The organism is Mesomycoplasma ovipneumoniae SC01, from assembly GCF_000218525.1.
GTDB lineage: Bacteria > Bacillota_I > Bacilli_A > Mycoplasmatales > Metamycoplasmataceae > Mesomycoplasma > Mesomycoplasma ovipneumoniae_A.
Genome location: NZ_AFHO01000003.1, coordinates 19047 through 33402 on the forward strand (window position 1 = coordinate 19047; position 14356 = coordinate 33402).

General features: G+C 28.3%; 16 protein-coding genes. 3 read left to right on the forward strand and 13 right to left on the reverse strand.

Annotated elements, in window-relative coordinates:
- Positions 1 to 15 precede the first annotated feature (15 nt).
- From rsmI to dnaX, 6 genes are read right to left on the reverse strand one after another with little or no spacing between them, the layout of a single operon-like run.
- A complete protein-coding gene (gene rsmI, locus MOSC01_RS0100560) occupies positions 16 to 747 on the reverse strand; it encodes a 16S rRNA (cytidine(1402)-2'-O)-methyltransferase (RefSeq protein ID WP_010320884.1) in 732 nt (243 codons plus the stop codon).
- Between the two features lie 4 nt (positions 748 to 751).
- On the reverse strand, positions 752 to 1627 hold the full coding sequence (locus tag MOSC01_RS0100565) for a DNA polymerase III subunit delta' (RefSeq protein WP_010320885.1): 876 nt from the start codon (positions 1625 to 1627) through the stop codon (positions 752 to 754).
- On the reverse strand, positions 1587 to 2246 hold the full coding sequence (gene tmk, locus MOSC01_RS0100570; protein ID WP_010320886.1) for a dTMP kinase: 660 nt from the start codon (positions 2244 to 2246) through the stop codon (positions 1587 to 1589). The genes MOSC01_RS0100565 and tmk overlap by 41 nt, the downstream gene beginning before the upstream one ends.
- A 1-nt stretch (position 2247) precedes the next feature.
- A complete protein-coding gene (locus MOSC01_RS0100575; RefSeq protein WP_010320887.1) occupies positions 2248 to 2832 on the reverse strand; it encodes a toprim domain-containing protein in 585 nt (194 codons plus the stop codon).
- A gap of 9 nt (positions 2833 to 2841) precedes the next feature.
- Entirely contained in the window at positions 2842 to 3120 is a 279-nt protein-coding gene (locus MOSC01_RS0100580; RefSeq protein ID WP_010320888.1) for a YbaB/EbfC family nucleoid-associated protein, read from the reverse strand.
- Positions 3121 to 3180: 60 nt separating this feature from the next.
- Entirely contained in the window at positions 3181 to 5412 is a 2232-nt protein-coding gene (gene dnaX / locus MOSC01_RS0100585; protein WP_010320889.1) for a DNA polymerase III subunit gamma/tau, read from the reverse strand.
- 143 nt (positions 5413 to 5555) lie between these two features.
- Here dnaX and MOSC01_RS0100590 point away from each other — a divergent pair, with 143 nt between their 5' ends.
- Genes MOSC01_RS0100590 through MOSC01_RS0100600 form a run of 3 tightly spaced genes read left to right on the forward strand, consistent with a single transcriptional unit; the run spans position 5556 to position 7717 of the window.
- Entirely contained in the window at positions 5556 to 5891 is a 336-nt protein-coding gene (locus MOSC01_RS0100590) for a hypothetical protein (protein ID WP_010320890.1), read from the forward strand.
- Between the two features lie 14 nt (positions 5892 to 5905).
- Positions 5906 to 6904 (forward strand): lipoate--protein ligase, encoded by a 999-nt coding sequence (locus MOSC01_RS0100595; protein WP_010320891.1) that lies wholly within the window; start codon positions 5906 to 5908, stop codon positions 6902 to 6904.
- 6 nt (positions 6905 to 6910) lie between these two features.
- Entirely contained in the window at positions 6911 to 7717 is an 807-nt protein-coding gene (locus MOSC01_RS0100600; protein WP_029513060.1) for an alpha/beta fold hydrolase, read from the forward strand.
- Positions 7718 to 8344: 627 nt separating this feature from the next.
- On the opposite strand, the gene MOSC01_RS0100605 is transcribed toward MOSC01_RS0100600, so the two are convergent.
- The 7 genes from MOSC01_RS0100605 to rsmD form a co-directional block, all read right to left on the reverse strand.
- Complete coding sequence (locus tag MOSC01_RS0100605) at positions 8345 to 8881, reverse strand: DJ-1/PfpI family protein (protein ID WP_010320893.1); 537 nt, start codon at positions 8879 to 8881, stop codon at positions 8345 to 8347.
- Positions 8882 to 8969: 88 nt separating this feature from the next.
- Positions 8970 to 10211 carry a serine--tRNA ligase gene (serS, locus tag MOSC01_RS0100610; protein ID WP_010320894.1) on the reverse strand — a complete coding sequence of 414 codons (1242 nt, stop codon included), beginning with the start codon at positions 10209 to 10211 and terminating at the stop codon, positions 8970 to 8972.
- 13 nt (positions 10212 to 10224) lie between these two features.
- On the reverse strand, positions 10225 to 11574 hold the full coding sequence (gene eno / locus MOSC01_RS0100615) for a phosphopyruvate hydratase (protein ID WP_010320895.1): 1350 nt from the start codon (positions 11572 to 11574) through the stop codon (positions 10225 to 10227).
- 152 nt (positions 11575 to 11726) lie between these two features.
- Positions 11727 to 12377, reverse strand: a complete 651-nt coding sequence (locus MOSC01_RS0100620; protein WP_010320896.1) for a ribulose-phosphate 3-epimerase — start codon at positions 12375 to 12377, stop codon at positions 11727 to 11729.
- Positions 12358 to 13215 (reverse strand): ribosome small subunit-dependent GTPase A, encoded by an 858-nt coding sequence (gene rsgA, locus MOSC01_RS0100625; RefSeq protein WP_010320897.1) that lies wholly within the window; start codon positions 13213 to 13215, stop codon positions 12358 to 12360. The genes MOSC01_RS0100620 and rsgA overlap by 20 nt, the downstream gene beginning before the upstream one ends.
- Positions 13216 to 13809, reverse strand: a complete 594-nt coding sequence (gmk, locus tag MOSC01_RS0100630; RefSeq protein ID WP_029513061.1) for a guanylate kinase — start codon at positions 13807 to 13809, stop codon at positions 13216 to 13218.
- Positions 13790 to 14350, reverse strand: coding sequence for a 16S rRNA (guanine(966)-N(2))-methyltransferase RsmD (rsmD, locus tag MOSC01_RS0100635; RefSeq protein ID WP_010320899.1), 561 nt, complete (start codon positions 14348 to 14350; stop codon positions 13790 to 13792). Before rsmD ends, gmk begins: the two co-directional genes overlap by 20 nt.
- Positions 14351 to 14356: the final 6 nt, after the last annotated feature.

A 14356-nucleotide genomic window follows, 5' to 3' on the forward strand; every position in this document is an offset into this window, starting at 1 on the left:
TTAAAATATTTTAATCTAAAATTTTACACTATTTTTAGAAAAATTTTCATATTTATTTGCTTTTAACTTCGGTTTTTCATCGCTTTTTAGCCTTAAAACCATTGTGAATTCACCTTTGGTAGAATTTTGAAGTTCAGCTAAAATTTTTAAAGGAGATCCAAAAAAATATTTTTGATGAATTTTTGTCATTTCCTTGATAAGAAAAATTTCAACTTTCTCGCCATAAAATTCATTAATTACTTCAAGAATATAAATTAATTTATATGGCGAAACATAAAAAATATAACTATAATTTAGTATAAAATGCTCAATTTGTTTAATTATTTGCTGCTTTTTTGAGTTAAAAAAACCCATAAAGACTAACGGTAAATCAAAACCAGAAAGAACAAAAGCGCCAACAAAAGCACATGCACCAGGCAAAAAATCAACTTCAACATTGTTTTCATGGGCTCATTTTATCAAAATTTGACCTGGATCACTAATTGAAGGAGTACCTGCATCGGACATTAGAATAATGTTGTTGTTAGTTAAAAATATGTCAGACTTTTTGGCGATAGTTGCTTTTTCATTAAATTTGTGATAGGAAATTAACTTTTTATCTTTAATTTCCAAAAAATTTAATATTTTTTTGGAAGTTCGGGTGTCCTCACACAAAATTAAATCAGCTGATTTTAGTGCTTGAATTGCACGCAGAGTTATATCTTGTAAATTTCCAATTGGAGTTGCTATAACAGTGATTTTTGCCATAATTTTAAGTTAAAATATTATTTAGGCGAACTAAAAAGCCCGATTTTTGAATATTAAAGTTTGCATTTGTTTCAAGTGATGAAAGAAATTTTTTAAATGTTTGATTAATACTCACCATTTTTTCAGAATTTAAATCAAAAGAATTCGTTTTTTTAGCATGTTTTTTGTTAGCACCGGAGTTGTTTAAAAAAAATTGTTTAAAATGAGCAACTATTATCTGAACAAAAATAAATGAGTTTTCTTTTGTTAAAACTTGATTTAAAAATAGTAAAAAATCAAATTTTGTTTTATTTAAATTATTTAGTAATGATTTTAATTTATCTAAATCCGAATCACTAATAGCCTTAATAGCTAAAGTTGCTTGATCAAAATTGGTGAAAATATTTGCATATATAGCATTATAAGGTGTTTTTTTTCATGTATCTAACTTTTTTTTAAGTTCATTTTTTCTATTTAAATCATTGAAAAAAAATATTTGACAACGAGAAACAATAGTCGGTATAATTAAATCAGAGGAAAAAGAAGTTAGTAAAAAATAAGTATTCAAAGGAGGATCTTCTAAAATTTTTAGAAATGAATTTAGTACAGAAATATGGGCATTTTCAATGTTTTTTATTAGGAAAATCTTTGAATTATCGCCATAAAGAGAGGAAAAATACAACTTGTTTACCTCTTCTAAAAATTCTGTTTTTGAAAGGCGATTATCTGAAAAATCATGTTGAAAAATTTGTGGTTTTTGACTAAATATCTCTAAAAAATCAGCTATTTTCTCATCTAGAAAATCTGAGTAACTCGATACAAGTAAAATTGCATGTGAAATTGTTTTAGTTTTTGACAAATTATCGAGAAAATGGCGCCAATTTGTCGTAATTTGCTTCATAATAGCTCTCAAAAAAATTAATTATATCTGCTAAAACATGATCATAATCGCCGTTACCGTCAATTTTAAAGAAATTTTTCCTTGTTTTTAATAAATATTCATATCCTTTAATAACTTGTCTATAAAAATCCTCGCCGCGATTTTCAAGTCGGTCTCGCTTTTCATTTCGATAAATGGCCATTCGCTCGCGTGATTTTGAAATTTTAACATCAAGGAAAATTGTAAAATCTGGAAAAGTGTTTTCAGAAATTAAACTATTTAAATTAAAAACTAAATCTGGGCTTAAATTATTTCCAAACCCTTGATATGCAATCGAAGAATCAATATAGCGATCACAAAGAACAATTTTTCCAGATTTTAAGGCTGGTCAAATTACTTGTTCAAGATGAATTCTTCTCGAAGTTGAAAATAAAAGCATCTCAACATACGGGCTAATTTGATTTTTTTTATTAAGTAAAAACTCACGGATTTGTTGTGCTTCTTGCGAATCTCTGCCGCTATATGGTTCAAAAGTTATAACAATTTCCTTTTCTGGAAATTTAATTCTTAAATACTTTGCAAACAAATTCATAACGGTTGATTTACCGCTTGCATCGATCCCTTCAAAACTTATAAACATATTATTTTTCCATTTCTTGCCGATTTTCCAGTGCTTGATTCAAGGTTATATTATCAATATAATCAATTGCAGCCCCAAAAGGAATACCAGTAGCTAGCCTAGTAATTTTTGCTGACGATAAAAACTTGTGTTTTGCAAGATAATTTGCAAAAATTCAGCCTTCCATTGTTGAAGAAAGTGCAATAATAATTTCACTTTCTTCATGAGCAAGGTCTGCCAGTTTTTTTATTTGCAAGTCATGATTTTCGAGCTTTTTAATATCATATTTGCCAAAAACAAAATACTTGCCATCATATTTTCCTAGTTTTTCAAATTTTGTGACCATTTCGGAATTTTCAACCACTAATATTTTAAAAGAACGCTGAAAATCAAGGCATATTTGGCAAACTGAATTAGCATTTAGATATCCGCATCTTTCACAATATTGAAGATTTCGTTTTAAATTATAAATTTGCTCGACAAATATCTCAATCTGACTAAGGGGCGTATCGATTAGAGAAAATAAAATATTAGTAGCCTGTTTTTTTGTGATTCCGGGAACTTTTCTTAATTGATCAACTAGTTTTTCAAAATTTTCATCTACCATGATTCAAAATTAATGTGATTGATTTGGAGCAATTTTCTCATTTTCTTCTCTAATTTTCAACAAAGCTTGATTTAATGTGATAGAAATTAAATCTTCTAGTGTTTCAATATCGTCTTTGTCAACTAAAAATGGAGCAATTTTTAACTTTTTTAACTCAAAACCTCCTGAAATAGTCAGCGAAATTCCTTGATTTTCAAAGTCAAAATCTGTTTTTTCTAACAAATCTTTTTTTACTTTATGATCTTTTTGCATTTTTTGTGCTTCTTTTAATAGTTTTTGAAGATTCATGTTTTTCCTTTCTCTTATTTAAGTAAATTATATAAACTATTTTAAAAAGTTTAAAAATTTTTATTCATCAAAGAATAGTTTTTCTAAATCTGCCTTAGAAATAGCGGGTTTATTTGGTTTTTCAAAAGGTTTTAGCAAAAATTTTTCACCGCGTGCTTTAATTTCATTTGCCCTTTTCTTTGTTTCTTCAACAAGATTATTACTTAAGGCAAGACCGTAGATTTCCTGGCCAAAAATAGTTTTTAATAATTCATTGACTCCATCGCTTTCTTTTTCCATTTTCTCAATTAATAATTCTTCATATTCTGGATTTTTAGTAATAAAACACACAAAATTAGATCCTAATGAAAGAATTTGTGCATGTTTTAATACTCCAACAGTATCTATGAATCCTAAAGTATACTGAAAATCTAACAAATTTTTGCTTCATTTTTTGCGTAAATCTAAATAAATTTCACGGTTTGTGTCATAAAATTTTTTTCCCAAAAGTATAAGATTTAGCGCCTCATCAACGGACAAATAATCATTTGGCAGATTCTTTTTTAAAAATTTATTTACGTATGAATTTCTGTCAAATGAAAAATTATCGTCTTTTTCTTCATTTTTATTAAAATATGATGTTTTATTATTTGTTTTTTGGCCTGAATCAATGAAATTATCATTTTTTTTGGCAGTATCATCAGTATTTTTATCATTAGAATTTAAAAAAGAGTTTGAAAAATCGATGTTTTCAGGCGAATTCAAATTTGAACTTTCAGTTTTATATAAAAAATTACTTTGATAACTAGCGCCCTCGGGATCCAACAAAGGATTAAAAGCATTGTCCCTGTTTTTAAAATTATCGCCTGTTTTAGAGCTTTTTTGAGTTTTTAAGATTTTTGTCTCTAAATTATTTTTGATTTTACGGTTAAAAATTGATTCCCAAGCCAAATCATCGCTACCATGCAAATCTAAATCGGCATCATCATCGTCATCAAGAATTGGATCATCATAATTAAATAAATTTTGGGTATTTGTTTTTTGGCTCAAATTATAATTTGAGCCAAAATTTTTATCACGGACAGTAACAAACTCTAATTTTTTTGGAGGTTTTTCCTCATTTTTGATATTTTTTTCGCTTTCTTCAGTGCCGATTTTTACCTCTTCTTTTGGTTTTTCAGCAAATTTGTCCGAATTTTCTAAAACAGATTGGCTTTTTTCTTGCAAGTTTTCCTTTTTAAAAGCAAGAATTTTCATGACAAAAATTTCAAGGCTTAAACTTTGAAACTTATCATGATTAATATCCTTTAAAGTTGAAAAGCCAATATCTAAAAATTTAAAAGCAAAATCATGGCTAATTTTTAAATTCGCCAAATCAGAAGTTGAATAAATTTCGATTAAGTCTTCTTCTTGAGTTTTTTCTCATATAATTCACTCTTTGACTAAATTTATTAATGACTCAATTAAAATTTGAAAATTTTTGCTTTGTAATAAAAGTTTATCTAGTAAATCAAAGGCTTTTTGGGACTGTGCCAAAAAAAGAACATTTATAAATTCAACAAGTTTTTCACTTGAAACTAGCCCAAAAAGTTCTTCGACACTTGTTTTACTCAAAAAGTTGTTACCAAAAATTACCGCCTGCTCAAGAATTGAAATTGCATCCCGCAGACTATTGTGGCTTAATAAACACACGGATTTTAGGGCATCTTCTTCATATTTTACGCCTTCATATTCTAAAATTTGTGAAAGTCGTTGTGAAATTTGCTCTTTGTTTAGGCCAAGAAAATTATATCTCTGCACTCTCGAGAGAATTGTCAAAGGGATTTTATGAACTTCAGTTGTTGCTAAAATGAAAATAATATGACTTGGCGGTTCTTCCAGAGTTTTTAAAAAAGCGTTAAAAGCTGAAGTTGAAAGCATATGAACCTCATCTAAAATATAAATTTTATATGGGCTAACCTGAGGTAAATTAATAGAGTTTTCAACAATCTCACGGATTTCTTTAACACCATTGTGCGAAGCAGCATCCATTTCAACTATATCAATAGAGTTATTTATATTTTTAAGACAATTTTGACACGGGTCAATCGGATTTTGCTCTTTGTGAGTGCAATTTATCGCGTTTGCAAATATTTTTGCAAGCGAAGTTTTTCCAGTGCCTCGTGGTCCTGAAAAAAGATAAGCGTGAAAAAACTTTTTTGATTTAACGATATTTTTTAAACTTTCAACTAAATATTGTTGGCCAACAACATCAGCAAATTTAGTAGGTCGATATTTTCGATATCAAGCTACATATTCATTTGTATTTTTCATATTTCTCCAAGATTTTCAAAAAAAATCCTTTAAAATTTTTAAATTTAATATTTAAAAATAAAAGTATACTTAAATAGTTTATAATTATAAATTATAATAAAATAAAATTAAAAATAGACTTTATATAATTTAAGGATTTTTAGATGTCAGTCGCATTCAGCAAGGAACAAAATTCAGCTCAAAAGAAATGTCCTATAAACGAAAGATTTGTATTTAATTTTCGAATTTTAAGTTATTCCTTTCGGAAATTAGAAATTTCAGTTGAAGGTCTTAATAGAACAATCGATTATGATTCAGAATATTTTTTTTCGTTTGTTGAAAATTTAATCTTCTTTTTATCAAAAAACAAATATGCGCTCCGTTGAGATTATGAAAAAATAACACTTTTTAATTTAGAAAATTTACAATTAGCAGAAAATCTTGATGATTTTAAATCAAAATTCAAATTAATTACAACTTTTGATTTAGAACATAACTAAAATATGGAGGAAACATGAAGATTTATACTACTAAAAAAACAAGCCCATTTTACACATTAGTTTGCGAAGAAATGATTCTAAAAGATGACCAGAATCAGGATGATATTTTATATTTCTACCAACATAATAATGCAATAATTATCGGAAAAAATCAAAATATTTACGAGGAAATTAAGCTTGAAGAAGTTGAAAAACAAAGAATTGAAATTTATCGTCGACTTTCTGGGGGCGGTGCTGTTTATCACGATTTAGGAAACATTAATTTTTCATTTATAACTAAAAAACAGAATCACAGTTATCAAAAATTCTTGACACCAATTATAGAATTTTTTAAATCTTTTGGTTTAGATGCTGAATTCAAAGGTAGAAATGATCTAATAGTTAATGGGGCTAAAGTTTCGGGCAATGCTCAAATAATTTACAAAGATAGAATTGTTCACCATGGAACAATTCTATTTAATGCTAATTTGGCAAAATTAGGCCAAGTATTAAAGCCAAATCGATTAAAAATTGAGTCCAAAGGAATAAAATCTATACGTCAACGGGTAACAAATATTTTGCATGAAATTGAAGAACAAATCGAAGATTCTGAGTTTATTTCAAGACTAATCACATTTTTTGAAAATAAATATCAAACAAAAGCACAAGATGTTGAAACTTATTTTCAAGATGGGAGAATATCTCAAAAAGATTTTCAAGAAGTTCAAGACCTAAGACGATCTAGAGAATGAGTTTTTGGTTCAAATCCTTATTTTAGCTATGAAAATATAGCCCGAACTAGTGGCGGGGTTTTAAAAGTGCTTGCAAATATTGAGAAAAATCACATTGTTAAAATAAAATTTGAAGGTGATTTCTTATCTCAAAGATCAATTGAGGAAATTCAAGAAATTTTAGAAAATAAGGAATTTACTAGATCAATTCTAGAATCAGAGCTTCTTCAAATTACAAATCTTGATGAATATTTTGGCGCAATTCCTCTTAATGAAATTTTGGATACAATTTTTGGAAGTTAATTATTAATGATGGTTCATTCAAAAATTACTGTTGAAAATGAGGATATTTTTTATTTTTTAGAAGAAACTGGAAAGCAAAAAGTATTATTTTTACACGGTTTTAATTCAAGTCATAATTTCATTTTTCAACTTAAAAAGAAACAAAATCGTAACTATGACATTGTTTCATTTGATTTTCCCGGTTGTGGTCAAAGCACTAATAATAATGAAATTAATGTTAAAAATTACCAAAAAATTGCGGCTAGTTTCATTAAAAAGCTCAATCTAAATATCCAAATTGTAATCGGTCACTCACTTGGCGGAGCTATTGCTCTGTATATTTTAAATGAAAATTTGGCAAAAAAAGCGATTTTAGTTGCTCCACTCAATCCTTTTATTTTAGAGAAAAATTCGCAAAGTGAAGCTGAAAAATTAGCAAATTGACTCTTGCCTCAAGACATTGAGTCTGCAAAAGATAGTCTTGAACATTTAGTTTTTACTGATAATTTTAGTTATAAGAAAAATTTAGCAAAAAATGCTATTAATTTTCTTGAAAATGTCACAAAAAAAAGAGAAATTTTTAAAAAGATTGTTTTTGATGAAATCTTTAATTTAGAATGGCTTAAAACCGAATTGTTGCCACTTTACCAACAAAATAATAATTATTTTTTAATTGCTGGTGTTGAAGATCATTTTGTGCCATTAGAAAGTCTTCAAAAAGTTTGTTCAAATTTTAATAAAAATCTTATAAAATTTGAACAAACTGGTCATGCAGTTTTTTTCGAAAGAAGTGATGAAATTAATACTGAAATTGAAAAAATTCTAGAAATTTAAGCCTGTAATCCGGCTCTTATTTTTTCAGCAATTTCTTTTGCTGAGCTTCCCTATTTGTTGGCAGAAATTCACTTTTTAGTGAATATAAATACGAAAAATAACGGTAAATCCGTGTTTTTTGACCTAAAATCTTAATTTTTATTATTTTAAAATTAATCTTCTCCAAAAAAAAAAAAAAAATGCTTTGCCCAAGAAAAAAATATGTTATAATAAATCCTACTTAAGAATAATTAATAAATTTTGATATTGAATTAAGGGGGACTTAGTTATGTTTTTTGTCTAAAAAAATCAGACACTGCGAATTATCCATTATATTTTTAAATATGATGGAATGCCTTAAATTTACCCGTTTAGAAATCTACAAATTTGTGGCTTTTAATTGTTGTTCTTTCAAAACTTCACATGTTTTTTTAGGCTCAATTTAAATAAAAATGAGTTTTTTATTTGCATTGAGTTTAAATAGTAGTTGTATTTTTTATGATTTTTGTTATTTTATCCATAAATTGATTTTGCCAGTGTTTTAAAATAGGTAATTAACTTTTGCGAAAAAAGTTAAGAAAGTGCCCAAAATAATAAACTAGGACACTTTCTTAAGATTATCTCATCAAACTGGAAAATTCTAGAAATTTAAGCTTGAAATCCGTCTCTTATTTTTTCAGCAATTTCTTTTGAAGCTAATTTTTCAATGACTTTAAATGCAAATTCAGCTGAAGATGAGGCATTTCTAGCTGAAATATAATTTCGATCAACTGTAACTAAATCGTTTTTTCTTGTTGGTGTGTTTGAATTTGTTTCATCAGGGTATGAACTAAATTCATAATTTGGGGCTAAATTACGCTCAAAAATAGCATTTGGCGCATCACAAATTGCAAAAATATCCTTGTTTTGTGCAAAAAATTCACTAATTAATTTGAGTGCTGGCTCACAAGTTCGAAGATGTTGTGCCGCAACTCCGCCTGGTATAAAAATTGCATCAAATTCATTAGATTTTCAATTGCTTTTGGCTTCAATTTGAACAACCCCGAATTGCCCTGTTACAATTTTGTTTTCAGGGTTATAAAATTCAATTTTATCGTATAAATTGGCCTTTTTTATTAACGAAACAAAAGTTGTAAACTCTATATCCTGAAATTTATCAAGCAAAACTACCAATAATTTTTTCATTATTACTCCTCATTAAATAAAATAAAATAAAATTGTACCATAAATTTTTATGGCACAATTTTATTCGTTAAAAATTTATATATAAAATCTAATTAAAATAAGGTTTTAAAACTTCTGGAACTGTTCAACTACCATCAGGGTTTTGATTTTGCTCGAGTAAAATCGCGACAATTCTATCAATTGCAAGCCCAGATCCGTTAATTGTGTGTGCATAAATGTTATTTTTTTCATCACGATAGCGAATTTTTGCTCTTCTAGCTTGAAAATCGCCACAATAACTAATTGATGAAACTTCACGATATGTCTGTTCTGATGGAAGTCATGCTTCTAAATCAATAGTTTTTTTACTTGAAAATCCAAGATCACCAGTACACAAAAGCACAGCACGATAAGGAATGTTTAGTAATTTCAAAATTTTAGCAGCATCTTGAACAACATTGTCAAATTCTTTTATTCCATTAACTTCATTTGTTATTTTAACAAGTTCAACTTTATGAAATTCATGAAGTCGAATCAAACCTCTTGTGTCTTTACCACCACTTCCAGCCTCGGAACGATAACATTTACTATAGCCAACAAGCGAAATTGGTTTTTCTAGGTCAATAATTTCGTCTTGGTAATAATTTGTCAAAGGAACTTCGGCTGTCGGAATTAATCAAAGATCAGAATTTTTTAAAGAATACAAATCTTCTGAAAATTTCGGAAGTTGACCTGTTCCATATAGCGAATTTTCGAGAACTAAAGTATTTGGAATAATTTCCTCATAACCTGAATTTACATGAGTATCGATCATAAAATTTATCAAAGCTCGAACTAATTTTGCGGCTAAATTTTTATAAATTACAAAGCGATTTCCTGAAATTTTTACAGCTCGTTTAAAATCTAAAATGTCTTTAGATTTGCCAAATTCATAGTGAGGTTTGATTTTAGGATCGATTTTTTTTGGTTTTCCTCAGTGATAAATTACTTGATTATCAAGTTCAGAATTTCCAAAAGGAACTGAATCATCAGGAAGATTTGGCACTTCAAGAATTTTTTGACTAACTCAGTTATCAAGTTTTTGTCACTCTGTTTCTAAATTTGCAAGTTTATCTTTAATTTGACTTACTTGGTTTTTCAAATCTTCAGAGTCTTTATTTTCACGGACAAAAAGGCCAATTTGTTTGCTAGTTTTATTTTTTTGCGCTAATAATTCATCAATTTCCTGACGCAAAAAGTTACGTTTTTGGGCTTTTTCATATAAGTCTGCAATTATAGAAATATCAAAACCACGGTCTGATAATTTTTTTTCAACAAAAGCTTTATTGTTTAAAATTAAACGAATATCCATATTTTAAATTAAATTATTTTTTTAGATTATAAAAAACATCTCTTCCAGTATATTCACTTTTTGAATATGTGTCTAAAAATTCTTCAATTACTAGAAGTCGATTATATTTGGCAATTCGGTCAGTTCTTGAAAGTGATCCTGTTTTGATTTGACCAGATGAAACTGCGATTGCAAGATCAGAAATTGTAGTATCTTCAGATTCACCAGAACGGTGTGAAATAACGGCAGTTAGTCCTGATTTTTGAGCAAGTTGAATTGCATCAAGTGTTTCAGTTAGAGTTCCAATTTGATTTAATTTAATTAAAATGGAATTAATTGCCTTTGTTTTGATAGCTTCTTTTAAAATTTGTACATTTGTAACAGTTAAATCATCACCGACAATTTGGTGTGTTTGTCCAAATCTTTTGGTAAAAGCAATAAAGCCATCTCAATCTGATTCAGCAAAACCATCTTCGACTGAAATTATTGGATATTTATCAAAAAGTTGTCCGTAATAATCAAGCAATTCTTCTGATGTAAATTCATATTTTTGGTGATTTTCTTGATCAGTAGAAGCTGCTTTTAATTTTTTAAAGACATATTTTTGGCCATCATAAAATTCACTAGCAGCAGCATCAATTGAAATTGCAATAGCATTTTCACCATCAACAGCCGGATTAAATCCTGCTTCCTTGATTGCTTCAACTAAAAAATCAAGTGCATGTTCGTGAGAAGTTAAATTAGGAGCAAATCCACCTTCATCACCAACTTGAGTTCCAAATCCTGATTTTTTAAGAAGTTTGGCTAAAGTGTGAAATACTTTATTTGATGCCTGCAAAGCTTTTCTAAATGTTGAAAAACCGAGTGGCATAATCATAAACTCTTGAAAATCAAGTGTATTTGAAGCATGCTCACCTCCGTTTATCACATTAAGCATTGGAACTGGCATTAAAGTTGGGTTTGGACCACCTAAATAACGAAAAAGCGGAAGTCTCAACTCACTTGCGGCTGCTTTTGCAACTGCTAAAGAAACACCTAAAATAGCATTTGCACCAAGTCTTTCTTTATTTGGAGTTCCGTCTAAATCGATCATTTTTTGATCAATTAGTCTTTGGTTTTTAACACAAAGTCCAATAATTTCAGGACCAATAATATTATTTACATTATTAACTGCGGTCATTACACCTTTTTGACCAAATCAGTTATAAGCATACTCTGTATTTGAATCACGTAATTCAAGCGCTTCTCTTGATCCAGTTGAAGCTCCTGATGGAACAATTGCAGACCCAAAACCGCCAGCTTGGGTGTGAACCTCAACTTGAATTGTAGGATTTCCCCGTGAATCAAGAATTTCTCTTGCAAAAATTCTTGTAATTTTTGACATAAAACACCTCGAATTTGTTATTTATAGTTTAAATTTATTGAATGTATTATTATGCTAAGTAAAGATCAAAAATAATAACATGCTAAAAATTATATCATAAACTATGAATTTAGCAAATTCTTAAATAGTAATTTTTACTTGTTATTTTAGTGTTAATTTAGTAACTTTTGGATTTTTGTTTTATTGGGTTTTTGAGCAAGAAAAGTTCCTACAACAATTACATCAGCCCCTGTTTCAAAGACTTTTTTTGCGTTGTAATCCTTAATTCCACCGTCAACCTGGATTAAAATGTTGTAATTTGACTCACGAATTATTTTTGATAAGTTGCTAATTTTTTGGTATGTTTCTTGGATAAAATCCTGCCCGCCTTTTCCAGGTTCAACTGACATTACCAAAATCAGATCAATTTTGGGTAATAAGTCTAAAATTTCTTCAATTTTTGTAGAAGGTTTTATCGCAAGTCCTATTTTAATTTTTTCAGAATATTTTAAAATTATCCTATGAATTTCGTCATAATTTTTACTTTCAAAATGAATTGTCACAAAATCAACATAGCCAATTAGTTCTTCAATTTGATTTTCAGGATCACTCGACATTAAATGAGCATCAGAAATAAATTTTTTGGATTTAGTCACAATTTTTTTAATTTCTGAAAGAGAAATTGCTGTATTTTCAACAAATTTTCCATCCATAAAATCAAAATGAAATCATTTTATTCCAAGATTCAAAAAAGTTCTAACTAATTTTAGACGGTTATTTTTACTAACATTCAAAAGTGAGGGGCTAATAATCTTTTTTTTCATATTTTTCTAAAAGATAGAGATAATTTTTATACCTAGTTTCTGAAATTATGCCGTGTTTTACAGCATTTTTTACTGCACAGTTTTCTATTGGCTCATGAAAATGAAAGCATGTTCTAAATTTGCATTTAGGCAAAAACTGGCGAAAAATTTCAAACGAACTTTTAATTTGATCTTTGGGAATTTCATCATAATGAAAGCTAGAAAATCCAGGCGTATCTACTATCTGAAAGTCTCCTTTTCTTATAATTTGAACAACTCGCGTTGTGTGTTTTCCGCGATTTAATGAAAAAGAAATTTGCTGAACCTGAAATTGTGTGCCAAACAAATTATTGATAAAACTTGTTTTTCCAACTCCGCTTTGGCCGATAACAAAATTAAGTTTATTTTTAATTTTTTCTTGCAAATCGCTAGGAATTTTTTTTTCATTATTATTAATAAAAAAAATAGAATATCCCATTTTTTGATAATCAAGCAACAAATTTTTATAATCTGGTTCAAGATCAACTTTGGTAACTATCAAAATTGGACTAATATTTTTAAATTCAATCATTAACAAAAAAGTGTCAAGTAATAAAGGCGAAAAATTTGGTTCCTTGAGGGAAACAAAAATAAGTGCCTGGTCTATATTAGCGACTTTTGGACGATTTAGTCAGTTTTTTCTTGGAAAAATTTCTTTAATAAATCCACTAGGATCAAACTCAACAAAATCTCCAACTAAAGGAGATATTTGTTTTTGCCTAAGTGATCCAGATCCTCTCAAAAGTGGATAGAGTTTTTGGGTTGATGGTTCAAAAACATCATAAAAACCCGCTATAACTCTAACAATTTGTCCCTTCATCTACAGCTCTTTTATTTCTGTTGTTATAATTTTTTCAATTTCATCGACACATTGTTTTAAATTGTCATTTACAACTTGAAATTTGAATAAATCCTTAATTTTAATTTCAGATTCAGCCTTTTTAAGTCGAAGATCGATTTGGCTTGATGTCTCTGTGAGTCTATTTTCAATTCTTTTTTTCAGAACTTCAAGCGAGGGGGGTAAAATAAAAATAGTTAAAATTTTATCTAATTGGTTATTTTTCTTATAGTTTTCAATAATATTTTTAGCGCCATTTGTGTCAATTTCTAGTAACGGAATGAAATTTTGATCTTGAATATATTGAATTTGTGACTCTAGAGTTCCATAATAGTTATCAAGATGACAACTTCACTCAATAAATTCATTATTTTTGATTTTTTCTTTAAAAGTTGCATGGTCTAAAAAAAAATAACTCACTCCGTCAATTTCATTAACGCGTTTTGGCCTGGTTGTTGCCGAAATTGCAAGTTTTATAGGCAATTTGTTATTTTTTAATAAAATCGACTCAATCGTCCCTTTGCCAACACCTGAAGGACCAGAAATTACAATTAGTTTATTCATCTTTTGCTTCATTATCAAATCTTAGGAAAAAAACAGTATTTTTAGCGTATTTTTTTGTTTTTTCAATTGAAAAAAAATTGGGAATTAATTTAGAACCTAAATTAGTTTTGTAAATTATAATTCCAGATTCTTCTAATAAATTATTTCTTGCAATTTTTAAAAAACATTTTTTGGTAATTTCTTCTTCAGCATGTGGCGGATCTAAAAAAATAAAGTCAAACTTTTGTCCAATAAGATCGTTAAGCAAAAATATTGCGTTTTTATTAAATATTTCGTATTTTTTTACGTTATATTTTTTACAAAAATCAACAATATTTTTGTATGCCTGCTGATTTAATTCTGAAGCTACAACTTTTTTTGCACCACGTGAAGCTGCTTCAAGACCGATTGCGCCTGTTCCAGCAAACAAATCTAAAACTTTTGAATTTGGAATTTCAAATTGTAACTGTGAAAAAATCGACTCACGACAACGATCAGACATAGGCCTAACTACTGAAAATTCAGGATTTTTTATTACAGCTCGCCTATAATTACCAGAAATTATTCTAATCATAAATAT